The sequence below is a fragment of the Methylocystis silviterrae genome (assembly GCF_013350005.1).
In the GTDB taxonomy this organism is placed as follows: Bacteria; Pseudomonadota; Alphaproteobacteria; order Rhizobiales; family Beijerinckiaceae; genus Methylocystis; species Methylocystis silviterrae.
In genome coordinates this window covers 20,047-42,501 of sequence record NZ_JABVWW010000019.1, presented here as the reverse complement: position 1 = coordinate 42,501, position 22,455 = coordinate 20,047, and the positions used below count along the sequence as shown (strand labels likewise).

The following is a 22,455-nucleotide window of genomic DNA, read 5'->3' as shown; positions in this document are numbered from 1 at the left end:
GGCTTAAATCAACTCCCCAAAACGTCTTCCTCCAGCCATCTTATTAACATTCGCCACCCGATACCCATAGATCAGCTCAAAATCGGCAAGCTCGACTGCAGTCAACAAAAACCGTTTACCTTTCGGCTCAAAGATCAGAACCTTGCCATCATAAACACCGAAACCATGATCCTCAGGCATTGGCAGGGTCAATTTTTCCATGGCGTTGTCATTCTCTCGATAATTCTTTGTGACCCTTGGACCCGTCTCAGTTTCAAAGGTGATTTCGCCGATGTGGGTCGAGCTGCCCTTGCCCTTCTTGAGGCCAAAAAAGCGTCGGAAGCCATTGGGAGCAAATATTTGATTTCCCGGCTTGTCCGGTCCACGGTTCTTGGTGACGTAGCCTGCCTCGATCCAAAATCCCTTAATTGGACCTTCCCCTTTGACCGGTCTCTTCGTATCCCGCGAATTGATTAGGCTGGCCAAACGCGTTTCATAATCCTTTGCGATCTCGTCTAGCGGACAGGCGTCCTCCCAAAGCTTCTCGAATACTGAGCGGACAGGCTCAACGTGCTCATTAAAATCGACCTTTGTCGCGGCTATGATAGCCGAGCCGGCTTCTATACTGCGTCGAAGACCATTGTACGAGAAATTCCCAGAGCCGAGTACAACTCCCTGCTTACCGGAAGCCGTGTTCTTCATCATCGCTACCTTCGGGTGGAAGTCGCGGCGCGGAACAAAGCCGACTCGATCTACGACAAAACGTCCGTCAAAAATTCGAACTTCCGTATTTGGGCGACCAGCAATCTCGCGCAATGCGCGTGGGTCTGTCCTGCCATAGTCAATACCAAACAGCCATCGCGACTCAGTTCCAGTCCAAAAATCCTTTCCGACGCTCAATTCGAATACTCTGAAGCCGGACTGGGTTGCGTAAGCGAAACACCCGAAAAAGTTGTCTGCCGAAATTGCAGCTCGAACCCGCGCGATCTCTAATAACGTTGTCGTACCCGATGCAAGATTATGGGCAAATCCACTCATCATGCCGCCGCCTTACGGTACAGAGCGAACAGGCTTTCTAGCCTATCGGTGTCATTCTTCATCCGGCGACCAAAGTAGACTCTTTCAACTACTTCGTCATTTTGACGATGGGCCTCGCGCAGGTCCTCCGGCATGACTTTCGGGTCGTAAAGCTCGGCAATCGTGCAAGGGAAATGTCGTTCACGCACGATCAGGATGTTTTCCGACGATCGATTGAGATCGCTCCGGTTCTTTTCGGTGAGAAGCGGGACCGGGAAAGTGTTCCAGCCCAGCGTGTTCGAGTAAGAGAAGTCAGTGCGCATGCGGACGCAAACCGTTCCTATCCAAACCCAGTGCAGACGGGAGGCTATCAACGCCATGTTCCAAAGGGGCGCGTCGTAAAGAGCGAAGTTTCGGTCACCGATGATGCAGTCGCCCGTCACGAGATCGACCGGCAGATACTCGCGGTTTTCAGAAGACACTCTCGGCACGACGATCGTTGAGTTCTTAGCCGTGCCCGCAATCTGAACAAAACGATGAGGCGAGTTGGCGAACGCGCGCGTGGATTCGGCCGGAGATCGGCGCCTGTTGTCCGCGACGAGTGCGAGGCGCCCGGCGATAAGTGCATCCGTCCTGGCTGCGTCGGCCTCGCTGTCTTCGATCCAGAGGCAAAATCGAAGTTTACCGTTGATCAGTTCGTCGGAGCCAAGGAATCGGCGCACGTAGGAATTGGTGACGGAGTCCCGGCGAAGCTCGCGTGCCTCTTGTGTCGTAAGGAACAAGTGCCCTCCGTCTCGTGGCATGTTGCCGAACAGCATCGGGAATTGAGGGCCCAGCGGTCTGTTCGCCTTGGTGACGGTGTCGGGCATATTGGGCACGAGATACGGTCCAATGACTTCACACTCGCGCACGAGGCCATTGTCGCCGAACAGGCGTTTCGATCGTGATGATCTCGGACCTAGTCCAATAATGATCACAGTAACGCCGGCGTTGTGGCTCGCGAGATTCTTCCACGTAAAGGGAGTGTGAGCGAAGCGGATTTCCCTCCCTTGTCGAGTCACTATCGGCCAAATCTCGGATGCCTGCTGGCCTTGGCAGATGCTGTTAGTAGCGACGAAAGCCGCCATCGCATCTGGCACCGATCGGGCGTATTTAAGATACGCAGCGATCCAGCCTGATACGAAGTCGGTCGTCTTGGCGAGTTGCGGGTGTTCGGACCAGGCACGCGCGAGGTCCGCCTTCTGCTCGTCGTCTTGCCACTTGCTCCCTCGATACGGCGGGTTTCCGCAAATATATGTCTCCCCCCCCTCGTTCTCGAAGTCGATCTGCGGCTGATCCAACGGCGTGTGGAACAGGTCATCGGCACGATGCTTCACGCCCGTTCCTGTCGGCGGGCAGACGCTCAGCCAGTCCAGCCGTAGGGCATTCCCGCAGGTGATCCAATTTTCCTTGTTCAGCGGCAGAAACTCAGCCAGCGCCAGCTTCTGCCCGCGATACAGCACATCCGCTTGGTACTCGGCGATGATGAGCGCGAGGCGCGCGACCTCGGCGGGGAAGTCACGCAGTTCGATCCCACGAAAATTGGTCAGCGGGATCTCGGATGGGCGGTCGGCCTCTCCACGCCGCTTGTTGATCTCGACCTCGATGGCCCGCATTTCCTTATAGGCGATGACGAGGAAGTTGCCGCTGCCGCAGGCGGGATCGAACACCCTGATCCGCGCCATACGCCGGCGCAGGTTCAACAGCATCCGCGTGTTGTCGCCCGCCTCCTCAAGCCGCGTCCGTAGGTCGTCGAGGAACAGGGGATTCAGCACCTTGAGGATGTTGGGAACGCTGGTGTAGTGCATCCCCAGCGCGCCGCGCTCCTCATCGTCCGCTACGGCCTGGATCATCGACCCGAAAATGTCCGGGTTGATCTTCCTCCAATCGAGGCCGCCGATATGGAGAAGGTAGGATCGCGCGATCCTGCTGAAACGCGGCACCGCCGGGCTGCCGGAGAACAGCCCGCCGTTCACATAGGGAAATATGTCTGCCCAGCGCGGCAGCTTGGCGGTAGCCCGTTGAGCGATGGGCGTGTTCATGGCGCGGAACAGTTCGCCGATCACCTCATGGGTGTTGGATGAATCCCGCGCGCTCATCTGCTCGATAGTGGTGGTGAACAGCCCCTCACCGTTGAAGATGTCGGTGTCCTCCGCGAAGAAGCAGAAGATCAGCCGGGCCATGAAATGGTTCATGTCGGGGCGGCGGTCGGCCGTGCTCCAGTCGGGGTTGTCCTTCAACAACTCCACATACAGCCGGTTCAAGCGGCCAGTCGCCCGAATGTCGAACGAGCTTTCACGGATTTGCTTGACCGTGGAGATGCCGGCCAGGGGTAGGAAGAAGCCGAAATGATTGGGGAAGTCGGCATAGGCGCAGGCGACCGTCTCGCCGGACTCCAGCTCCTCGGCCTCGAAGCCGTCGCCATCGGTGGCGAGGATGAACCTCGCCTTGGCCTTCGCCGTGGCGGGGCTGGCTCGCAGCGCGGCAAGCGTCTGCGTCACCGAGCCGGGCGCGGCGACGGCGATGTGGATGTTGTTCCGTTGGAGAACGCCGCCGGGCAGGTCGGATGCGTTGGTCGATCCGGCGCGCAGCCGCTTGATCGTGGTGTCCTTGTTCCCGAAGGCTTGCAGGAAGGCGAACGGGAACTCGCCGCCGTCGAACGGCAGCTCGGCAAGCGCCGATATGGCTTCCTCGATCTCGACGGCGTTCATACGTCCCCTGCACCGGCCTTCATGCCGGTCGCCCTTTCTGTTGCTCCTCGACCTTGCGCTTGATCCAGCTTGCGATTGCCTGCCGCTCGAACCGCCACGACCCGCCGACCTTGAAGCCGGGAATCTCGCCCGCAAGGGCGAGCTTGTAGGCGGTCTTCTCATTGAGCTTGAGAAGCTCGGCCACCTCCCGGATCGTCAGTATTTCGTCGGCCATGCGCCCGCCGTGAGTCGCGCTCCGTGAAGCATATAGAGGATCAGAAAATTCGAGAAGATAGTGGTGGTCCACGGTCCTCGCGGCAAATTACGGCAGGAACCGAAGCCGCCGTAGCATCATATTGGAAAATCCGCCCTGAAAGCGGATTTTTAAGAATGATCCGATTATAGTGTCATATTGAAAATTCCGCGCTAAGAGCGGATAGTGAGATATGATCCGAGTCGAACGATCGGCCCTATCCTCCTACGCCTCCGGCCTGCTGGCCAGGGGCCGGGGAGTCTTTTCTGCGGATGAGGCGCAGAAGGAGATCGGCGTCAGCCGGGGCGCGTTCCTCGACGCCGCCGAGCGTTTGCAGCGGCGCGGCCAGCTTATCCGGCCCCGGCGCGGCTTCTACGTGGTCGTGCCGCCCCAGCATTCCACGACGGGAGCGCCGCCGCCTGAAGGGTACATCGACGCCCTGATGCGCCACGAAAAGCGGCCCTATTATGTGGGGCTACTGGCCGCGGCGGCGGCCCACGGCGCTTCCCATCAGGCCGTCATGGAGTTTCAGGTCGTCACGGACAAACTCCTGCCCGACATTGAGGCCGGACGGACGCGGATCGTCTTTTCCTACCGCAAGGACATGGCGGCGGTGGCGGCGGGGATCGAGGATCGCAAGACGCAATCGGGCTATATGAAGCTGTCCTCGCCGGAACTCACGGCGCTCGATCTGACGCGCTACCCGCAATCCGGCGCGGGCCTGGACAATATCGCGACGGTGCTTTCCGAGCTTGCCGAACGGCTGCAACCCAAAAAGCTCGCCTCCTTGTCGGGCGCTTTCGAGAAAGCAATCGTGCAGCGCCTTGGGCATCTGCTCGGAAGGCTGGGGCATCCCCAGATCGCGGAGACGATGTTCGCGGCATTGTCGGCGCGCGGGCCGCTGCCGTGGGTCGAACTCGATCCCAAACAGGTGGGCGATCCCGATTTGTCGCCGCCGCCATCCGAACGCGATGAACGCTGGCGCGTGATCGTTCGCCGACCGCCGGAGATCGACGAATGATCCCGCAGGACTACATCACCGCCTGGAACCGCGTCGCACCGTGGGTAAGCCAGCGGCAGGTCGAGCAAGACCTCATCATCAGCCGCGCGCTTGTCACCATCTTCTCCGATCCGTTCCTGCGCGGCGAACTGCGCTTCCGTGGCGGCACGGCGCTCAACAAGCTGCATTTCCCCGCACCGCTGCGCTATTCGGAGGACATCGACCTCGTGCGGACGAGCGCCGGACCGATTGGGCCGGTCCTCGATGGTGTTCGCGCTGTACTGGAACCGTGGCTTGGCAAGGCAAAGTCCGATCCAAGCCCCGTCGCTCCCAAACTCCGCTTTCGCGTCGATGCGGAAGGCGAGCCCGCCGATGCGCGCATCAACCTCAAGATCGAAATCAACACGCGCGAGCGGGACGCCTACGATCCTCCCATCGAGATTCCATTCGGCGTCGAAAACCCGTGGTTCACCGGCGAGGCGGCGATCCCGACCTTCTCGCGGGAGGAAATGCTAGCAACCAAGCTGCGGGCCTTGCTTCAGCGCAACAAGGGCCGCGATCTGTTCGACCTCGATCACGCGCTCACCGTGTTCGAGGGGCTGGACACGGCCCGGATCGTCGAATGTTTCCTGCTCTACCTCAAGAAGGCGGAGACAGCGATTTCCAGGGCCGAAGCGCAGCAGCGCATGTTCCAGAAAATCGCCAATCCGACATTCTTCACCGACATGCGCCCGCTGCTTTCGACGGAACGCGCCAAGGCCCTGACCAACGAAACGCTCAAAGCCACGTTTGTCCAAGTGATGAAGGAACTGATCGACCGGATACCCGGCGACGAATGGGCGAAGGCCGGGGAAATGCGGGAGCGGTTTGGGGTCTAGCCATCGTCGAATGCCTGGTTCCCTTTCACGATCCAGACGGCCGTGGCGGGCCGCGACCGATAGCGATGATCACTACATCTACGCCATAGCCCTAGGAGAGCATTGTCTACGGAAAGGTCCGAGGTGGTGGACGGGGAACAACCTTTTGGGCGAGAAGCGCGCAAATCCCGACCCGAGTCAGTCTCCCCGCCCGTTGGCACAATCTGTAACAAACAGAGGTTGTGATTTCCCGCGCCAACGCCATAGTTCGGCGATCTAACGGAGAACAAAAAGGGCGGTGTTTGAATGGACTTAGGGCAAGGATTTCCCGAATGGACCGAGCTGGGGCCGGATAGTGGCCTCGATCCACTTGGAATGCAGAGGCCAATCGAAGTCATCTACCAATCGATTGTGCCCGGAATCAGCACGATCACGCTTCGCTATCGCTACTATTCGTTCTTTCCATTCATTCTCAAGCACTACGAAGAACACATCAGACATCCCGATCCGAAAGTGTTCCGCGCTTTCCAGCGCCGATGCGAAGCACTCTTCGCGCTGATCTGCACACATGGCGAACCGGAGCTGGGCATTACGGGTTCTGATTGGGCGAGCCGGACGCTGAATGACGCGCGCGCGCAGTCCAGCGAAACGGCGATCATAGATTTCAGCGTCGGCGCCGATCCCGATGCCGATGAGAGTCTGCGCTACCTACGGAACAAGGGCGGCGCATTTGGCGCAATCTACGCGACGCAGATGTCGGAAATGGGCCTCATCCATTTTCCCGGTGCCGGTGATCCCAACCCCAATCCTGTATGTTCCGATTTGGCCTTGAAGTTGGCAGATGCCTTTTCGCGGGAGCTGGGAGCAACGGCAGACGAGTTTTTTGAAGCAGTGGCGGCTGGAAAAATCGCTCTGTCATCGTTGCAATCGTTCGAAGCGATGAAACCCAATCGGCTTCGGCTCGGCGGCGGCGAGCATATCCTGCTGACGGATATCCTGTTCGGCAAATCCGACACACGCAGCGAAACGGATCTGATGCGTCGTCGCACGCTTCAGATGCTTCTCGACGTAACCGCAACATCGCGCTCTATCCCGCGCGCTGAGCAGGTGAAATGGCATTGGTTTGAGAATGTGCCGGAATTGCAGGGCGGGAATGCCCACGAGGTTCCGCATCTCTGGTTTCTGTATCAGGCGTGTGATCTCATACGTCTTGCCTATGAGGTGATCCTCTCGTCAGCGCTGACCCTGTTGGAAACAGCGCCACGGCGGCGGATGTCTCTCGCCGATCTCACCGACGAGTTGATCGGCTTTGTTGAAGTCGCCGAGGATCAAACGTGGGAAGATTTCTCGCTTGGTCTCGCCGATGGATCAACGGCTGCAGCGCGAGAACATGCGCTAGCCATGCTGGACGCTATGCACGAAGGCGAAACAGCCGAGCAGGTCCGCCTTGCTGTATCTCTCATCGCAATCCTCTATGTCGGGGCATCGGATGCGAGCAATTTGATCGAAGAGGCTCTCAGCGGGGCCGATTATTTCCAGTCGCTACGGACGGAAGTGCAGTTCCTCGATCGCGCGCTCTCTGTTCCGGCGCGCCGCGTGATCGCGGATATGGTTCGCGAGCGGGTTGTGAAACGGCATCTCTGGGTCGCATCGCGTAAATTCCGCAACCAGAAAGCCTACACCTTCCATATGGAACCCGACGAAGGTCAGCTTCGCTACCGCAACCATTTTCGCGTTTCTCCTAGCAGCCCGCGTCTCGATCAGGCCCTCCGATTCCTGCGTGATATCGGCCTGATCGATGAAGGCGGAATCACGCAACTCGGCCGCGCGGAAATGGCGGCGGCATGAAATATTTCGAAGCATTTGGCGAAGGCGGGTTCCACTCCGCGTTCATGACGACGTATGCGTTCGGATCGCTCGCCTTCGAAGACATCCCGTTTCCCAAACTTCGGGGAGCCGGATGTCGCAATATCACGGTGCTCGCCGACCGGGCGATGGTCAATCAGGCCTTTTCGGAGTTCGGCCCACCACGATTTGCCGGAACCAGCTATCATCTCGTCAAGGCCGATGCGCCTGGGGCGTTCCATCCCAAAATTACGATGCTGATTGGCGAAGCGAAGGGCCGATTGATTGTAGGGTCCGCGAACCTAACGGCTCTCGGCCTAGGCGGTAACAAGGAACAGATTGCCAGCATCTCCTATTCGCCAGACGCGCCCGAGAGCGCCAAGTTCTTCATCAGTGCGCTCGGCTATCTGCGGCGATACGTGCCGCAGGATGACCCGTGGTTTCCCATTAGCTTGCAACGGGCGACGCGATCCGCGCCGTGGCTGCGCGATGATGACTTCGATCACGCATTCGATGTGAACGGAACGGCGGACCTTAATCTTCTCTTCGACCGTCCCGATATCAATTTCCTCGATCAGATCGTCGCATCCATCGGCGACGATCCAATCGAGCGTCTCGTCGTCGTATCACCCTATTGGGATGTCCGGCTTGAAGGTTTGGCACGGCTCCGCGCCGCGCTCGAAAATCCCGTCACCGACATTCTGATCGATAGCGATGCGAACGGCTTTCCCTCGAGCGCGCTATCGGGAGTCTCGGACACATCCTTGTTCGATGTCAGATCGCACGCGGAGAGCCGATTTCTGCACGCAAAGCTCATCATCGCTCACGGCCAGCGCTGGGATCATGTGATCTCCGGCAGCATGAATTGCACCTTTCCGGCCTTGATGGGGCCGATGATCCACGGAAATGCAGAGGCGGGAATCTACAAGCGTGTGGCCCGCGGCGTTGCGTTGGAAGCGCTCGGGCTGGCAGATTATCAAAATACCCGCGTCGAGGGCGCGCGACTCGCTGACCTTCAGCGATCATTTGAAGAGGCCAAGACCGCTGAGCCAACTATCGATGGCGGCACATTGATATTGCAGTCGGGCAAGCTGTCATGGACCGCTCCGGCGTCGTCGCCGGCGGCACCGGCAACGATCCATCTCTATGATCGAGATGGACTCGGCTTGGCAGAGATGGAACTGGAGGGTCGTTCGCCGACTTATGCCATTTTGCCCGATGCACAGCGCCCTAAATATGGGATCGTGACATTCGCGGACGGGGCGATGTCAGCGCCAGTGCAGATCGTCGATCTCGACTATCTCGAGGTGACGACCCTGCCCGCACAACGTGGACGCAAACGGCGGTTGATGGATACCCTTTTGGAATCCATCCACGAAGATTTGGTTCTGATCGAAACGCTCAATCAGCTCGAATCTTTGGAGGAAGAGGATCGTGCAAGTCGGCTCGATTCAACCCCGAGAACCAAACCGCAAGCCGCTGATGCTGCGCCACCTGTATATGAAGTTCTTTCCTATGACGAATTCATCCGCGCGCGCACCCATGCCAACGTGCAAGGAAAATCCTTCGGGCTTTATCTGAACAGCCGCAATGATAGCGCTGCCAGTCTGATGAGTGCTTGCCTCAATCAAATGATCGGGATGGTCGGTCCTGATCTGAGGGGCATGGAAGACAAGGACATTGATGCGCTCGGTGCGATAGATTTCCGAACCACGGAGCCACAACCCGCAGACGATAACGGAAGCGGCGATACACGTGCCGACAGCCTGCCGCAGAGCAGGACACTTTCCGCTCAAACCCGTGCGACGGCCAAGAAATTCCAAGAGGCCGTCACCGCTTTCGAAACCCGCTGCAAGGCGCTCGTCGAAAAGAAGATCACGACATCGGAAATGGTCAGACTGCGCGCGCTTATGCAGATCGTTCTTTCACACGCCCAGCCTATCGAGGGTTCGTTCTCACCATCGCAAATCCTTCCAGTGTACACGGCAGAAGGTCACGACTGGCCGCGTCTGATCGGTCGCTTGCTGCTACAGCATTTCGGTGCCACACGTGCATTGCAGAATCTGACTGTCGAGCCGGACGAGTCCGAGCAGCGACGCGTGTTGGAATACCTGGCTCTCTCAAATTGGGCCGCAAAAGCCGCGCACGCGGCGGTCTTATCGCATAAGAAGGCGGCAATCCTCCGCGTTCCGCTTGAGCGGCTGATCGCAGCGCTTACCACTCAAACGCAGACAATCTTGTCTGTTCTCGAAGATGATCGCGCCTATTTCGACGAGATATCCGGCAAGCTCGACGCCCGGTTTGCGGATCGTTTGCGGCTTCCAATGAAGGTTGGCGTTCACGTGCGCCCCTGATTGTCACCAGTCAGAGGTGGAGCCTGGCTCCTTTATGATGGTTTGAGGTGATGCCAACGTGTCTGGGGCACGGCACCGCTGCATGAAGTGCAGCCGCCCATTTTTCTCAGAGGACATACTGCATTTGCGCGGCGCTGCCGCGCGATGGCGGGCGGCGCTACGATATTTGAGGTCTCCGCGCCGCCCGCCATCGGTCACGCCCGGTCCTGCGGCGGTTGCGTTCTGTCATGCGTGTCTGCTGGACGATCCGCCTCAAACGCCTTCTTTCCCAGCTTTATCCAGACGCCGCGCGCCCGTTCGCCGTCCTCGCTCTGCAACTTGTCGGCCATCCAGAGCAGCGCGCCGTAGAGGATGGCGCGGTCGTCGCCAGTGAGTTCGACAACGCCCGCCTTGACGACGAGGCTGCCGAGTTCGATCAGGTGCCGCGTGCGCTTGCGGCGCTCGATCTGCCATGTTCGCATATCATGCCGCGCCTGTGCCGCCTGATGACTGTTGCGCGCCACTCTGTTGCGCTGAAGCGCCGCTAGTGTCGCGGCCAGGCGCCGACGCAGTTCGTCGCGACCGGCCCTGAAAGTATGCGGCCCCGCGTTTCGCCCATGCCTCCCTCTTTCCGGCATCCTTGGTTTCGGCCAGCACGATCAACGCTCCCGCCAGTTCTTCCGCGTTGAGCGCGTCGGCTCCTGTCGAAATGACCAGCTCGCCAAGCTGTTGCACCTTGCGGTTTCTGAGGTCTCGCGCCTTGTGTTCGAGCGACTTCAGTTCCACGTCGAAGTCCCGTGGCTTGCGCATCATGTCCTCCACATGCTGTTGATGGAGCGATAATAGTCGAGCGCTTGCCGAAACGCTGTAAGGTCGCCGGGACGGTTGGGGACGGCGTGGTCCCTCCCGAGAATTTTTCGAGGGAGGGCGCGCTTATACGTCGTTCCGACGTGCGCTTCGCTGTGATGTTGTTCGGATCGCGATGGCGATCTATCATCTTCACGTCAAGGTCATCGGCCGCAAATGCGGCTCCAGCGCGGTGGCGTCCGCCGCCTACCGCTCGGCCTCGCGGTTGCGCGACGACAGGCTCGGGCGCAGTCACGATTTCTCGGACAAGCACGGCGTCGTCCATTCCGAGGTGATGCTGCCGGAGAATGCGCCGGAGGCGTGGAAGGACCGCGAACGACTTTGGAACGATGTCGAGACGGTCGAGGTCAGAAGAGATTCGCAGCTCGCCCGCGAAGTCGAATTCGCCCTTCCGCGCGAGATGACGGAGCGCCAAGGCATCGAACTCGCCCGTGATTTCGTGCGGTCCGAATTCGTGGATCGGGGCATGATCGCCGACCTCAATGTGCATTGGGATATGGCCGAGGACGGAATGCTGAAGCCCCACGCGCATGTCATGCTGACCATGCGCTCGGTTGACGAGAATGGCTTCGGTCCGAAGGTGCGGGAGTGGAACCGCACCGAGTTGCTCGAACGCTGGCGGGAGCGTTGGGCGGAGCTTGCCAACGAGTGTTTGGCCGAACTCGACGTCGACGCGCGTATCGATCATCGCAGCCTGGAAGCGCAGGGCATCGCGCTGGAGCCGCAAAGTCAGATCGGCGCGCCCGCGCATCGCATCGAAGGCGAAGGGATCGAGGCCGCCGACCGCGCGGAAATGCATCGCGAGATCGCACGCGGCAATGGCGAGCGCATCATCGCCGATCCCGCCCTGGCGCTCGACGCCATCACGCATCAGCAATCGACCTTCACACGGCGCGACATGGCGATGTTCGCGCACCGGCACAGCGACGGGAGCGACCAGTTCAATGCGGTGATGAGCGCGATGCGGGAGGCGCCCGATCTCGTCCAATTGGGCAAGGATGGACGGGGCGAGGATCGCTTCACCACACGCCAGATGATCGAGACCGAGCAACGCCTGCACCGCGCTGCCGACCTCATGGCTGCGAAGGAGCGCCACGAGGTCGGTGACAGGGACCGTGAAGCGGCACTTGCGCGCGCGGAAGCGCGCGGTCTTTTCCTTTCGGGAGAGCAGGCCGACGCGCTGGCGCACGTCACGGACGGGCGCGATCTCGGCGTCGTCGTTGGTTATGCCGGAACGGGGAAGAGCGCGATGCTGGGTGTGGCGCGCGAAGCCTGGGAAGCGGCGGGCTACGAGGTTCGAGGCGTGGCGCTGTCAGGCATCGCCGCCGAGAATCTCGAAAGCGGATCGGGCATCTCGTCGCGCACCATCGCCAGCCTGGAACACGGTTGGGGACAGGGCCGCGATGTGCTCACCGCGCGCGATGTTCTGGTGATCGACGAGGCGGGCATGGTCGGCACGCGCCAGTTGGAGCGCGTGCTGTCTCATGCCGCCGAGGCCGGCGCCAAGGTGGTGCTGGTCGGCGATCCGCAACAATTGCAATCCATCGAAGCCGGCGCGGCGTTCCGGTCTATCCACCAACGTCACGGTGGGGCGGAGATCGGCGAGGTGCGCCGCCAGCGGGAGGACTGGCAGCGCGACGCAACGCGCGATCTGGCGACCGGCCGAACCGCAGATGCGCTCCATGCCTATGACAAACATGGCATGGTCCATGCCGCTGCGACACGGCAACAGGCGCGCGACGATCTGATCGACCGCTGGGATCGCGACCGTCAGGCGTCGCCGGGCCGCAGCCGTATCATCCTCACCCACACCAATGACGAGGTGCGCGCTTTGAACGAGGCCGCGCGCGGCAGAATGCGGGAAGCCGGAAATCTCGGCGCCGAGGTGCGCTTGGTGGTCGAACGCGGTGAGCGAAGCTTCGCTCGCGGAGATCGCGTCATGTTCCTTCAGAACGAGCGCGGCCTCGGCGTCAAGAACGGCACGCTCGGCGCCATCGAAGAGGTCAGCACGCAGAGCATGAGCGTGCGCACCGATGATGGCCGTTCCGTTCGCTTTGACCTGAAGGATTACGACCGCATCGACCACGGCTATGCCGCAACCATTCACAAGGCGCAGGGCATGACCGTGGACCGCACCCATGTTCTGGCCACGCCGGGCCTGGACGCCCACGGCGCCTATGTCGCGCTGTCGCGCCACCGCGACGGCATGGAGTTGCATTATGGCCATGACGACTTCACGAGCCAGGACCGGCTTCTCGGCGCCCTGTCGCGCGACCGGGCCAAGGATATGGCGTCGGATTACGAGCGGCTCGAGCCCGCGCGCGATTATGCCGAACGGCGCGGCATCACCTTCCGCGAGCGCATGGAGCGAGTCGTCGAGATCGTCAAGCAGGCGTCCGAGAAGGTGCGCGGCATGTTCGACGGCCTGCATCTGCCCGCCGCCGGCGGACAGGGGCCGGAAAGGAAGGCAGCGGAAGACCCGGAAGCGGCGCTGCGTCGCGCCCGCACCAAGTCGCTCATCCGCCATGCCCGCGCCGCGGATGCGATCTTCGAGATGCAGGAGAGAGGCGGCAAGGCCAACCCGGAGCAGGTGAAGGAATTGCAGGAGGCCCGCAAGGTCTTCGAGGAGGTGCGGCCTTATGGCTCGCACGATGCCGAAGCCGCCTACAAGAAGAACCCGGAACTCGCCTCGGAAGCGGCTACGGGGCGCACCGCCCGCGCCATCCGCGCCCTACAGCTCGAAACCGAATTGCGCACCGATCCGCAGCGCCGCGCCGATCGCTTCGTGGAACGCTGGCGGGAACTCGGCCAAACCAGCCAGCGCCAGTATCAGGCGGCGGACATGTCCGGCTACAAGGCCACGCGATCGGCGATGGGCGACATGGTGATGAGCCTCGAACGCGATCCGCAGCTCGAGTCGATCCTCGCCGGCCGCAAGCGAGACCTCGGAATCGGGGTCGAATCGGGCCGCCGACTCGGATTGGAGCTCGCCTTCAGCCACGGCATCGACCTTGGCAGAGGCCGGAACATCGGACTTTGACCCCGCCTATTTTCCGCCGCCGGCGCGCCACGCTGCGATGGCGCGCAAAACCCCTCTTGCACAGGCGATAAATCCTTGTCCTGTCTGGCTCGGGAGCAGTCAGACAAAGCCAGAAGAAGGCAAGGCAGCCGTGCGCCAACCAGACCGTATCATCCGCCTGAGAACCGTCCTCGCCCGGAGCGGCCTGTCCCGTTCCACCATTTACCGCAAGATCGCCGAGGGCACGTTCCCCGCACAGATCAAAATCAGCGCCAACGGCGCGGGCTGGCATGAATCCGAAATCGACCGATGGATCGCCGATCCCGCTGGCTGGCGGGCCACAATGACAACGACTGACAGAATGGACGCGAGCCGCACGTAGTTCAGAGATCGTCGTCCACTTCGTCGTCGTGGACCTCGGCGGCGCGTCGCTTCGCGTCGGCGATCAGCTCTCTCGCGGATTCGCCCTTCACCCAGGCGTCGAGCATATCAGCCCAGCACTGAAGCATGATCTTCCGCTCGGCGAGGTAGCGATTCACGTTGTAGACGGCCGCGATCCGGTTCCGGGGCGCGTGGGCCAAGCTCATCTCGATCCACCGATCATCAAACTTGGCGCGATTTAAGCCGGTCGAGAACGTGCGGCGCAGGTCGTGAACGCCGAAGCTCTGAAAGTCGGGATCATCCTCTCGGATGCGCTCTACGACCGTGTCGATTACGCGGTTGAGCGTGGCGTTGCTGATGGGCGTATCGCCATCGTATCGGCCCGGATGCAGGTATCGACTGGCGCCGAACATGGTGCGGAACGCCGTCAGGATATCCAGAGCCTGATCGCTCAGCGGGACGACATGCGCCTTGCCTGCCTTCATGCGCTCGGCCGGGATCGTCCAGCGCGCGGCGGCGAAGTCGATTTCCTTCCATGTGGCGTCGATGAACTCCGACTTGCGGACGCCGGTCAGCAGGACAAACTTCACCGCTGAGCGCAACGTGGGCGCCGCCGTCACATGATCCAACGCCGCCAGGACCGCGCGGACCTCCGATGGAGACAGGGCGCGCTCGCGCGGCTCGAACGTGGCGATAGTGCTGGTGCGGATCGACTCGGCTGGGTTGCTCACGTCCAGCCCGCTTCCCTGAGCATGGCGGAACACCAGCAACACGACCTCGCGGACATGCACGGCAACGGCCGGCCCGCGCTTTTGCTTAACCTCGTCGCACAGACGTTTGAGACGCTGCGGCGTCACCTCCGCCAGCTTGAGCTTCGACAACTCTCCCGCAATGGCGCGGTCATAGACGGATCGGCGCATCGCCAGGGTGCTGTCGGCCAGTTTCTCGGCCCCCGACTTGGGATCGGCTTTGTGCTTGAAATAGGCTTCCGCCCATCCGCCGAACGTCACCGCCTCGGCTGACGCGGTGCGTTTCTCCACCTTGGCTTTCGACGGCGACTCACCCCGCTCGACCTGACGCCGAGCGCGCGCCAGCAGCGTCCTGGCCTCCGCAAGCGACACCTCCATGCCGTATTCCAGCGCGTCGGGCGCCCGTGTGAGCTTGCGCGCCGCCTCGGCGCTATATCGGCCGATGGTCAGCGTCTCCTGCCGTCCGTTCACCCGGTAGTGGTATCGGAACGAGATGACACCCGTGGGCGTGACGGCTGCGTGCATCCCGTCGCGGTCCGCCACCTTATAAAGCTTGGCCCTCGGCTTCAGAATTTTCAGTTCTTTATCAGTAAGATGACCCATAAATCCGCATCCGGTCTGGGGCAAACCGATACCATCAAGATGGGCTGTTGGTATCGGAAGCCCGTTTCTCGACCATCCTGCGCCATACCAACATCGCTACCAACAAAGTGGCCCGGCTGTGGTGACACGCAGCGATACGGGGTGGGAAAAATAATCCTTGTCAGTCAAAGAGATCGTGCGATTTTTGGCACGGAGCAGGACGGTCTGAAACCACCCTAATTCACTCCCACTCAATCGTCCCCGGCGGCTTGCTCGTCACATCGTACACCACGCGGTTGACGCCCTTCACTTCGTTGATGATGCGCGTGGCGGCGCGGCCCAGAAAACTCATGTCGAAGGGATAGAAATCCGCGGTCATGCCGTCGCTTGACGTCACCGCGCGCAGCGCGACGACATAATCGTAAGTGCGTCCGTCGCCCATCACGCCGACCGAACGCACCGGCAGCAGCGCCGCGAAGGCCTGCCAGATGTCGTCATACAATCCCGCCTTGCGGATTTCGTCGAGATAGACGGCGTCGGCCTTGCGCAAAATCGCCAGCTTCTCGCGGGTGATGAGGCCCGGGCAACGGATCGCGAGACCAGGCCCCGGAAACGGATGGCGCCCGACGAAAGCTTCCGGCAGTCCGAGTTCGCGCCCGAGCGCCCGCACTTCGTCCTTGAAGAGTTCGCGTAGCGGCTCGACGAGCCGCATGTTCATGCGCTCCGGCAATCCGCCGACGTTGTGATGCGACTTGATCGTCACCGACGGGCCGCCGGTGAAGGAGACGCTCTCGATGACATCGGGATAGAGCGTGCCTTGCGCGAGAAACTGCGGCGCGCCGCGCCCGTCCTGCGCAATCTTCTTGGCCTCGGCTTCGAACGTCTCGATGAACAGCCGGCCGATGGTCTTGCGCTTCACTTCCGGATCGTCGACGCCCTCTAACGCGCCGAGGAACAGGTCCGCCGCTTCGACGTGATGCAGCGGAATGTTGTAGTGATCGCGAAAGAGCCGCACGACTTCTTCCGCCTCGCCCTGCCGCAACAGGCCGTGATCGACGAAGACGCAGGTGAGGCGCTCGCCGATCGCTTCATGGATCAGCACCGCCGCGACGGCGCTGTCGACGCCGCCCGACAAGCCGCAGAGCACCCGCCCGTCGCCGACCTGCCGCCGGATGGCCGCGATCGCTTCGCCGCGAAACGCCGCCATCGTCCAGTCGGACTTCAGCCCCGCGACCTTGTGCACGAAATTCGAGAGCAGCCTGGCGCCGTCCGGCGTATGCACGACCTCGAGATGGAACTGCACGCCGTAATAGCGCCGCTGTTCATCCGCGATCGCGGCGAGGGGCGCATTTTCCGAAGCGGCGATGACGCGAAAGCCTTCCGGCAGCTTCGTCACCCGATCGCCATGGCTCATCCAGACAGGAAAGCTGCCGCCCTTCTCCCACACGCCGTCGAGCAGCGCGCTCTGCTCCAGCGCCGTCACATCAGCGCGGCCGAACTCGCGATGATGGCCGCCTTCGACGGTGCCGCCGAGCTGCGTCGCCATCGTTTGCTCGCCGTAGCAGATGCCGAGCACCGGCACGCCGGACTCGAAAATGCTCTGCGGCGCGCGGGGAGAGCCTTCTTCGGTCACCGAACAGGGCCCGCCCGAAAGAATCACCGCCTTGGGGCGGATCTCGGCGAAGGCGCGCTCGGCGTTCTGGAACGGCGCGATTTCGCAATAGACGCCCGCCTCGCGCACGCGCCGCGCGATGAGCTGCGTCACCTGCGAACCGAAATCGACGATCAGCACCTTGTCATGGCGATCGGCGATGTCGTGATGGAAGGCGTCGGGCGCGGTAGTCATGGGTTCTCTTTTTTGTAGGCCCCCTCCCTGTCCCTCCCCCGCTAAAGCGGGAGAGGGGACCCTAACGACGCAGAGTGCGCGGTTCGTTGGCGGGACCCGAGTCTAACTCCCTCTCCCGCGAAGCGGGGGAGGGTTGGGGTGGGGGCAGTCTATCCTCGGCGCGCAAACGGATGGTTTCCAGCACGCCGTCAAATTCTGCGTAGACCGCTGCATTGGTCACGCGCAAGACCGAAAAACCGTTGTCCTCGAACCATGCGTCGCGTCGATTGTCGCGAGCTAGCTCGGCTCTCGTGGAATGGGTCGCGCCGTCAACCTCGACGACGAGCCGTGCGGCGTGACAAAGAAAATCCGCGATATAGGGGCCGCAAGGCGCTTGGCGGCGGAATTGCAGCCCATGAAATCGGTGGCCGCGCAACGCCGCCCATAGCTGCCGCTCTGCATTCGACATTTCACGGCGAAGCTTGCGGGCGAAGGCGACCTTGGGCAGTTTTCCGTGCGTCATGCCCCCTCCCTGTCCCTGCCTCGCTTCGCGGGCGAGGGGACGCTAACGCTCGACATTTGCACAAACTCAAGCGAATTCAATTTCGCCCAATAACACAAATGTAAAACCCGTCCGTGCCGCTCGTCGCCGGCGACAGGCGAATGCCCGGCCCGTGCGGCGAGGCGAAGCGGGCGAGGTCTGGAAGGCCTGCGCCTTCCGTAACTTCGGCGGCTGAACGCGCCACGAAATCAGGATTGGCGGCGAGAAAGGCCGCGATCTGGTCCTCGTTTTCCTCGCGCAGCGCCGAACAGGTGACGTAAACGAGCCGACCGCCGGGCTTCACGAAGCGGACGGCCATCGCCAAGAGTTCGCGTTGCTCCTTTAATCTTCGGTCCAGCGCGCCGGGCGCGAGCCGCCATTTGGCGTCAGGGTGGCGCCGCCACGCGCCGGTCCCCGTGCAGGGCGCGTCGATCAGCACGAGGTCGCAGCGCGCTTCGAGATCTGCCAGCACGTCGAGCTTGCCGCGCGGCGCGCGAACCTGAATGTTGCGGGCGCCGGCGCGCTCCAGCCGTTCATGGATTGGCATGAGCCTGCGCCCGTCCGCGTCATAGGCGTAGACCTGCCCGCGGTTATGCATCTGCCCCGCGAGCGCCAGCGCCTTGCCGCCGCCCCCGGCGCAAAGATCGAGAACCTGCTCGCCCGGCCCGGCGGCGCAGAGCAGCGCCGCAAGCTGCGAGGCCTCGTCCTGCAGCTCGACGAGCCCCTTCACATAGGCGGTCTCAGCCGTCAGCGCCGGACCCCGCCCCTGCCCCGCCTCGATGCGCAGGCCGATCGGCGAAAGCGGCGTCGGCGCAGGCGACAGATGCGCGAGCTTTTCGAGCGCCTGCTCGCGCGAGCATTTCAGAATATTGACGCGCAGATCGATAGGCGCGCGGGCGGCGAGCGCCGCGCCTTCTTCCGCCGCGCGCGCCCCGAACGCCGCCTCAAAATGCGAGGCGAGCCATTCCGGATAGTCGCCGCGCACATGATCCGGCGCGTCAGCGAGCGAGGCCATCTCCAGCCGTTGGCGCTCCTCATCGGCAAGCGGGGCTGGCGCATGGCCGGCGCCGGAGCAGAACGCCGCGATCGCCTCGACGCCCTGGCCGCGCGCCTCGCGCAGCGCGCCCAGCATGATCGCGCGCGGATCGTCCGCGCCCATCACATAGATGGCCGAAGCGCGCTTCCTGAGCGCATCGAAGACGAGACTGGCGATCGCGGCCCGATCCTTCGAGCCGGCGAAGCGATGCGCGATGCCCCAGTCCTTTAGGGCCTCGGCGGCGGGTCGGCGGCTTTTTGCAACATCGTCCAGCACCTCGATTGCGGCGGAGATATGAGCGGCGGGAGTCATCGACGCGCCGTCCCGCCGGCGCGCGATGGACATAATTCCGTCGCCAAAGCCACGCTCTTACGCAACAGGCGCGAAGATGCGCGCCACCTTGAAAAATGCGGACGAAACTGATGCGACGCCTTCATCTGATCCTTGCTTCACTTATCGCTTTGTCGCTCGCCGCCTGCGCGACACAGCCCCCGCCGCCGCCGGATTATCCGCCGCCGCCAAGGCGCAAGCTCGACGCCAAAACCCAGCTCGAGACCGGCCGGACGTATTAGGACCGACGTCAATCGAACTTCCCCACCGCCCGGTGCGTCGCGTGGATGCGGCGTATCGTGCCTGTCGCCGAGCGATAGACGATCGTCTCGGTGTCGATCGTCGTCTTGCCGAGCGACACGCCGCCGACGAGCGGTCCGGCGGTGACTCCGGTCACGCAAACGACGACGTCGCCAGCCGCCATGTCGCCGACCGAATATTTGCGGCGCGGATCGATCGGGCCGAAACGCTGGGCCTTGGCGATCTGATCGCGAGTTTCGAGCGCCAGCCGCCCCTGCATCTGGCCGCCGGCGCAACGCAGCACGCAGGCGGCGAGCACGCCTTCCGAGGCGCCGCCGCGGCCAAGATACATGTCGACGCCGGTTTCCGAAGGATGGGTGGTGAGAATGATCGCCGCGACGTCGCCGCCGGCGATGAGACGCACGCACGCGCCGGCGTTGCGGCAGTTGCGGATGATTTCGGCGTGGCGCGGCCGGTCGAGAATGCTCACCGTGATTTCGCTCGCACGCACGCCCTTGGCGATCGCGAGCGCTCTGATGTTGTCGCCGGGATCGCGATCGAGATCGATCGTGCCTTCGGGATATCCCGGACCGATGGCGATCTTGTCCATGTAAACGTCGGGCGCATGCAGGAGCGAACCGGCCGGCGCCATGGCGACGACGGCGATCGAGCCCGGCATGTCCTTGGCGCAAAGCGTCGAGCCTTCGAGCGCCGCGACGCCGAGATCGACTCGGGGACCAACGCCAGCGCCGATTTCTTCGCCGATGTAGAGCATCGGCGCCGCGTCCGCATCGCCCTCGCCGATGACGATGCGCCCGCGCACGGGAAGTCGCGACAGCTCTTCGCGCATCGCCGCCGCCGCCGCGAGATCGGCGGCCATCTCGTCGCCGCGTCCGCGGAATCTGGCGGCGGCGACCGCGGCGCGCTCGGAGGCGCGCGCCAGCTCCAGCGTCAGGTAGCGGTCGATCTGCGACGCGTCGGGTTCGGGCTGTTGCGTCATGTCGCGCTACTCGCGTTCGATTCGGATGACCTGCGCACGCGAAACGATGACGCCGTCCTGATCGATCAGGTCCAGCGCCTCGCGCACGAGATGTTCGCTCGTCGCATGGGTGATGAGGATGACATCGACGCAATCGCCCGGCGCGCCCCGCGCGCCGCGCTGCACGATGCTTTCAAGCGATATGCGGCGCTCCGCCATGCGCGTCGCGATCTTGGCGAAGGCGCCGGCGACGTCGCGCACCGACATGCGGATGTAATAGCCGCCTTCGTGACGCTGCATCGGCATACGCTTGAGCTCCGCGAGCTTCGCGGTCGGCAGACCGAACGGCGCCGAACGCACGCCCTTGGCGATATCGGCGATGTCGGCGACGACGGCCGAGGCTGTCGCGTCGCCGCCGGCCCCTGGCCCGACAAGCGTCAACTCATGCACCGCGTCGGCGTCGATGGTGACGGCGTTCAGCACGCCCATCACCTGGGCGATGGCGGAATTCTTGCTGACCATCGTCGGATGAACGCGCTGCTCGACCCCCTCAGCGGTGCGCTGCGCGACGCCGAGCAGCTTGATGCGGTAGCCAAGCTCCGCCGCGGCGTCGATGTCGGCGAGCGTCACGCGCTCAATGCCCTCGATATCGATGGCGCTGGCGGCGATGCGCGTGCCGAAGGCCAGAGAGGTGAGGATCGCAAGCTTGTGGGCGGTGTCGAAACCGCCGATGTCAAAGGTCGGATCGGCCTCGGCATAGCCGAGCCTCTGCGCCTCCTTCAGACATTCCTCGAAGGACAGCTGCTCCTGCTCCATGCGCGACAGGATGTAATTGCAGGTGCCGTTGAGAATGCCATAGACGCGCTCGACCGAATTGCCGGCGAGCCCCTCGCGCAGCGTCTTGACGATCGGAATGCCGCCCGCGACCGACGCCTCGAAGGCGAGCGCGGCATGGTTCTCCTCGGCGAGCGCTGCGAGATGCAAGCCATGCGCGGCGAGCAGGGCCTTATTGGCGGTGACGACCGGCTTGCCATGCGCGAGCGCGGTTTCGACGCAGGCTCTCGCTGGCCCCTCCGAGCCGCCGATCAATTCGACGAAGAGATCGATCGACGGCGAGGCCGCGAGCTTGACCGGATCATGGAAAAATTCTGCGCTGGAAAGGTCGGCGCGCCGCTCCTTCGTGGCGTCGCGAGCCGAAACGCCCGCCAGGACGATGCGCCGTCCGGTACGGGCCGTGAGCGCCTCGGCTTGGCGGCGGAGCAGGCGCGCCACCGCCGCGCCGACGGTGCCGAGCCCCGCGATGCCGACGCGCATAATCTCCGACATTGCAACCTTTCCGGGAAAAATTGGCGGGCGACGGACGCCCAGAGACGCTAGCGCCTTGTGCCCGATTTGGCGCCTTCAATCAAGAAACCGCTGACGCCAGGAGGGGCCAGGAGGGGATTGAGCCGTTGCGCCTGACGCCCTAACTCTTGGGCAAGCTGAAGCCCAGCCCGCTGGCGGCGACGAGGAGATGACAATGACGCGTCGAATGAGCGTATTCGCGATTCTGACCGCTTTGGCGCTGGCGTTTTCCGGCTCTTGCGCGCTGGCCGGCATCGGCATGCATGTGCAGGCGGCGATTGAGCATACTCAGGAGGCGATAGACGACGGCGCGAAGGGCGACTCCAAGGAGATCGTTACGCATGTGATGAGCGCGCTCGGCCATGCGCGTGAGTCGCTGCACGAAAAGGCCATCGAACAGGACCGCGCCGCCAACAAGCTGCTGCATCGCGCGATCAGGCATCTGCGCTTGGCCGAAATGCGCGCCCGGTTTGGCGACTCGGCGCGCGCGGTCAAGCACGCGACGAGCGCGCTCGCCGAACTGAAAAAGATCAAGTGACGACGTCGCGC

At 62.5% G+C, this 22,455-nt stretch carries 19 protein-coding genes; 8 read left to right on the top strand and 11 right to left on the bottom strand.

Annotation, left to right across the window (positions count from 1 at the left end):
- Window positions 1-3: 3 nt before the first annotated feature.
- The 3 genes from HUN39_RS15810 to HUN39_RS15800 are packed head-to-tail and all read right to left on the bottom strand — an operon-like array spanning window position 4 to window position 3,960.
- The gene (locus HUN39_RS15810) at window positions 4-1,017 is read right to left on the bottom strand and encodes a phospholipase D-like domain-containing protein (protein ID WP_175095442.1); all 1,014 of its coding nucleotides are present in this window, start codon (window positions 1,015-1,017) and stop codon (window positions 4-6) included.
- On the bottom strand, window positions 1,017-3,746 hold the full coding sequence (locus HUN39_RS15805; RefSeq protein ID WP_175095441.1) for a class I SAM-dependent DNA methyltransferase: 2,730 nt from the start codon (window positions 3,744-3,746) through the stop codon (window positions 1,017-1,019). Before HUN39_RS15805 ends, HUN39_RS15810 begins: the two co-directional genes overlap by 1 nt.
- 19 nt (window positions 3,747-3,765) lie before the next feature.
- On the bottom strand, window positions 3,766-3,960 hold the full coding sequence (locus tag HUN39_RS15800) for a helix-turn-helix domain-containing protein (protein WP_175095440.1): 195 nt from the start codon (window positions 3,958-3,960) through the stop codon (window positions 3,766-3,768).
- A gap of 211 nt (window positions 3,961-4,171) precedes the next feature.
- Between HUN39_RS15800 and HUN39_RS15795 the strand changes: the two genes are divergently transcribed.
- The 4 genes from HUN39_RS15795 (at window position 4,172) to HUN39_RS15780 (ending at window position 10,034) form a co-directional block, all read left to right on the top strand.
- Window positions 4,172-4,999, top strand: a complete 828-nt coding sequence (locus HUN39_RS15795; protein ID WP_175095439.1) for a type IV toxin-antitoxin system AbiEi family antitoxin — start codon at window positions 4,172-4,174, stop codon at window positions 4,997-4,999.
- The gene (locus tag HUN39_RS15790; RefSeq protein ID WP_175095438.1) at window positions 4,996-5,856 is read left to right on the top strand and encodes a nucleotidyl transferase AbiEii/AbiGii toxin family protein; all 861 of its coding nucleotides are present in this window, start codon (window positions 4,996-4,998) and stop codon (window positions 5,854-5,856) included. The genes HUN39_RS15795 and HUN39_RS15790 overlap by 4 nt, the downstream gene beginning before the upstream one ends.
- A 285-nt stretch (window positions 5,857-6,141) precedes the next feature.
- Window positions 6,142-7,683 carry a hypothetical protein gene (locus HUN39_RS15785; protein WP_175095437.1) on the top strand — a complete coding sequence of 514 codons (1,542 nt, stop codon included), beginning with the start codon at window positions 6,142-6,144 and terminating at the stop codon, window positions 7,681-7,683.
- The gene (locus tag HUN39_RS15780) at window positions 7,680-10,034 is read left to right on the top strand and encodes a phospholipase D-like domain-containing protein (RefSeq protein ID WP_175095436.1); all 2,355 of its coding nucleotides are present in this window, start codon (window positions 7,680-7,682) and stop codon (window positions 10,032-10,034) included. Before HUN39_RS15785 ends, HUN39_RS15780 begins: the two co-directional genes overlap by 4 nt.
- A gap of 194 nt (window positions 10,035-10,228) precedes the next feature.
- Here the strand turns inward: HUN39_RS15780 and HUN39_RS15775 are convergent, their stop codons facing one another.
- Both HUN39_RS15775 and HUN39_RS15770 read right to left on the bottom strand, forming a co-directional pair.
- Complete coding sequence (locus HUN39_RS15775) at window positions 10,229-10,495, bottom strand: conjugal transfer protein TraD (protein ID WP_175095435.1); 267 nt, start codon at window positions 10,493-10,495, stop codon at window positions 10,229-10,231.
- Window position 10,496: 1 nt separating this feature from the next.
- Complete coding sequence (locus tag HUN39_RS15770; protein ID WP_175095454.1) at window positions 10,497-10,823, bottom strand: conjugal transfer protein TraD; 327 nt, start codon at window positions 10,821-10,823, stop codon at window positions 10,497-10,499.
- A 172-nt stretch (window positions 10,824-10,995) separates the two neighbouring features.
- Between HUN39_RS15770 and traA the strand changes: the two genes are divergently transcribed.
- Together traA and HUN39_RS15760 are read left to right on the top strand one after the other, a co-directional pair.
- Window positions 10,996-13,920, top strand: a complete 2,925-nt coding sequence (gene traA, locus HUN39_RS15765) for a Ti-type conjugative transfer relaxase TraA (protein WP_175095434.1) — start codon at window positions 10,996-10,998, stop codon at window positions 13,918-13,920.
- Between the two features lie 130 nt (window positions 13,921-14,050).
- Window positions 14,051-14,281 (top strand): helix-turn-helix transcriptional regulator, encoded by a 231-nt coding sequence (locus HUN39_RS15760; protein WP_175095453.1) that lies wholly within the window; start codon window positions 14,051-14,053, stop codon window positions 14,279-14,281.
- 1 nt (window position 14,282) lies between these two features.
- On the opposite strand, the gene HUN39_RS15755 is transcribed toward HUN39_RS15760, so the two are convergent.
- From HUN39_RS15755 to HUN39_RS15740, 4 genes are all read right to left on the bottom strand, one after another.
- Window positions 14,283-15,632: a tyrosine-type recombinase/integrase gene (locus HUN39_RS15755; RefSeq protein WP_175095433.1), complete on the bottom strand. Its 1,350-nt coding sequence runs from the start codon at window positions 15,630-15,632 to the stop codon at window positions 14,283-14,285.
- A 220-nt stretch (window positions 15,633-15,852) separates the two neighbouring features.
- Window positions 15,853-17,457 (bottom strand): glutamine-hydrolyzing GMP synthase, encoded by a 1,605-nt coding sequence (gene guaA / locus HUN39_RS15750; RefSeq protein ID WP_175095432.1) that lies wholly within the window; start codon window positions 17,455-17,457, stop codon window positions 15,853-15,855.
- Between the two features lie 61 nt (window positions 17,458-17,518).
- Window positions 17,519-17,959 (bottom strand): endonuclease domain-containing protein, encoded by a 441-nt coding sequence (locus tag HUN39_RS15745; RefSeq protein ID WP_175095431.1) that lies wholly within the window; start codon window positions 17,957-17,959, stop codon window positions 17,519-17,521.
- A gap of 76 nt (window positions 17,960-18,035) precedes the next feature.
- Complete coding sequence (locus HUN39_RS15740) at window positions 18,036-19,325, bottom strand: RsmB/NOP family class I SAM-dependent RNA methyltransferase (RefSeq protein ID WP_175095430.1); 1,290 nt, start codon at window positions 19,323-19,325, stop codon at window positions 18,036-18,038.
- A 110-nt stretch (window positions 19,326-19,435) separates the two neighbouring features.
- Here HUN39_RS15740 and HUN39_RS15735 point away from each other — a divergent pair, with 110 nt between their 5' ends.
- The gene (locus HUN39_RS15735) at window positions 19,436-19,585 is read left to right on the top strand and encodes a hypothetical protein (RefSeq protein WP_164479364.1); all 150 of its coding nucleotides are present in this window, start codon (window positions 19,436-19,438) and stop codon (window positions 19,583-19,585) included.
- An 8-nt stretch (window positions 19,586-19,593) separates the two neighbouring features.
- Here the strand turns inward: HUN39_RS15735 and glpX are convergent, their stop codons facing one another.
- Both glpX and HUN39_RS15725 read right to left on the bottom strand, forming a co-directional pair.
- Complete coding sequence (gene glpX / locus HUN39_RS15730; protein ID WP_175095429.1) at window positions 19,594-20,583, bottom strand: class II fructose-bisphosphatase; 990 nt, start codon at window positions 20,581-20,583, stop codon at window positions 19,594-19,596.
- 6 nt (window positions 20,584-20,589) lie between these two features.
- Window positions 20,590-21,888, bottom strand: coding sequence for a homoserine dehydrogenase (locus tag HUN39_RS15725; RefSeq protein WP_175095428.1), 1,299 nt, complete (start codon window positions 21,886-21,888; stop codon window positions 20,590-20,592).
- Window positions 21,889-22,081: 193 nt separating this feature from the next.
- On the opposite strand from HUN39_RS15725, the gene smbP reads away from it, so the two are divergent.
- Window positions 22,082-22,444: a small metal-binding protein SmbP gene (smbP, locus tag HUN39_RS15720; RefSeq protein WP_175095427.1), complete on the top strand. Its 363-nt coding sequence runs from the start codon at window positions 22,082-22,084 to the stop codon at window positions 22,442-22,444.
- Window positions 22,445-22,455: the final 11 nt, after the last annotated feature.

Coding starts and splice junctions, on each gene's coding strand:
- guaA (WP_175095432.1), bottom strand. CDS start 17,457: ATGACTACCGCGCCCGACGCCTTCCATCACGACATCGCCGATCGCCAT.
- HUN39_RS15780 (WP_175095436.1), top strand. CDS start 7,680: ATGAAATATTTCGAAGCATTTGGCGAAGGCGGGTTCCACTCCGCGTTC.
- HUN39_RS15775 (WP_175095435.1), bottom strand. CDS start 10,495: ATGCGAACATGGCAGATCGAGCGCCGCAAGCGCACGCGGCACCTGATC.
- HUN39_RS15755 (WP_175095433.1), bottom strand. CDS start 15,632: ATGGGTCATCTTACTGATAAAGAACTGAAAATTCTGAAGCCGAGGGCC.
- HUN39_RS15740 (WP_175095430.1), bottom strand. CDS start 19,325: ATGACTCCCGCCGCTCATATCTCCGCCGCAATCGAGGTGCTGGACGAT.
- traA (WP_175095434.1), top strand. CDS start 10,996: ATGGCGATCTATCATCTTCACGTCAAGGTCATCGGCCGCAAATGCGGC.
- HUN39_RS15800 (WP_175095440.1), bottom strand. CDS start 3,960: ATGGCCGACGAAATACTGACGATCCGGGAGGTGGCCGAGCTTCTCAAG.
- HUN39_RS15805 (WP_175095441.1), bottom strand. CDS start 3,746: ATGAACGCCGTCGAGATCGAGGAAGCCATATCGGCGCTTGCCGAGCTG.
- HUN39_RS15725 (WP_175095428.1), bottom strand. CDS start 21,888: ATGTCGGAGATTATGCGCGTCGGCATCGCGGGGCTCGGCACCGTCGGC.
- HUN39_RS15810 (WP_175095442.1), bottom strand. CDS start 1,017: ATGAGTGGATTTGCCCATAATCTTGCATCGGGTACGACAACGTTATTA.
- HUN39_RS15735 (WP_164479364.1), top strand. CDS start 19,436: ATGCGACGCCTTCATCTGATCCTTGCTTCACTTATCGCTTTGTCGCTC.
- HUN39_RS15770 (WP_175095454.1), bottom strand. CDS start 10,823: ATGCGCAAGCCACGGGACTTCGACGTGGAACTGAAGTCGCTCGAACAC.
- HUN39_RS15745 (WP_175095431.1), bottom strand. CDS start 17,959: ATGACGCACGGAAAACTGCCCAAGGTCGCCTTCGCCCGCAAGCTTCGC.
- HUN39_RS15785 (WP_175095437.1), top strand. CDS start 6,142: ATGGACTTAGGGCAAGGATTTCCCGAATGGACCGAGCTGGGGCCGGAT.
- smbP (WP_175095427.1), top strand. CDS start 22,082: ATGACGCGTCGAATGAGCGTATTCGCGATTCTGACCGCTTTGGCGCTG.
- glpX (WP_175095429.1), bottom strand. CDS start 20,583: ATGACGCAACAGCCCGAACCCGACGCGTCGCAGATCGACCGCTACCTG.
- HUN39_RS15790 (WP_175095438.1), top strand. CDS start 4,996: ATGATCCCGCAGGACTACATCACCGCCTGGAACCGCGTCGCACCGTGG.
- HUN39_RS15795 (WP_175095439.1), top strand. CDS start 4,172: ATGATCCGAGTCGAACGATCGGCCCTATCCTCCTACGCCTCCGGCCTG.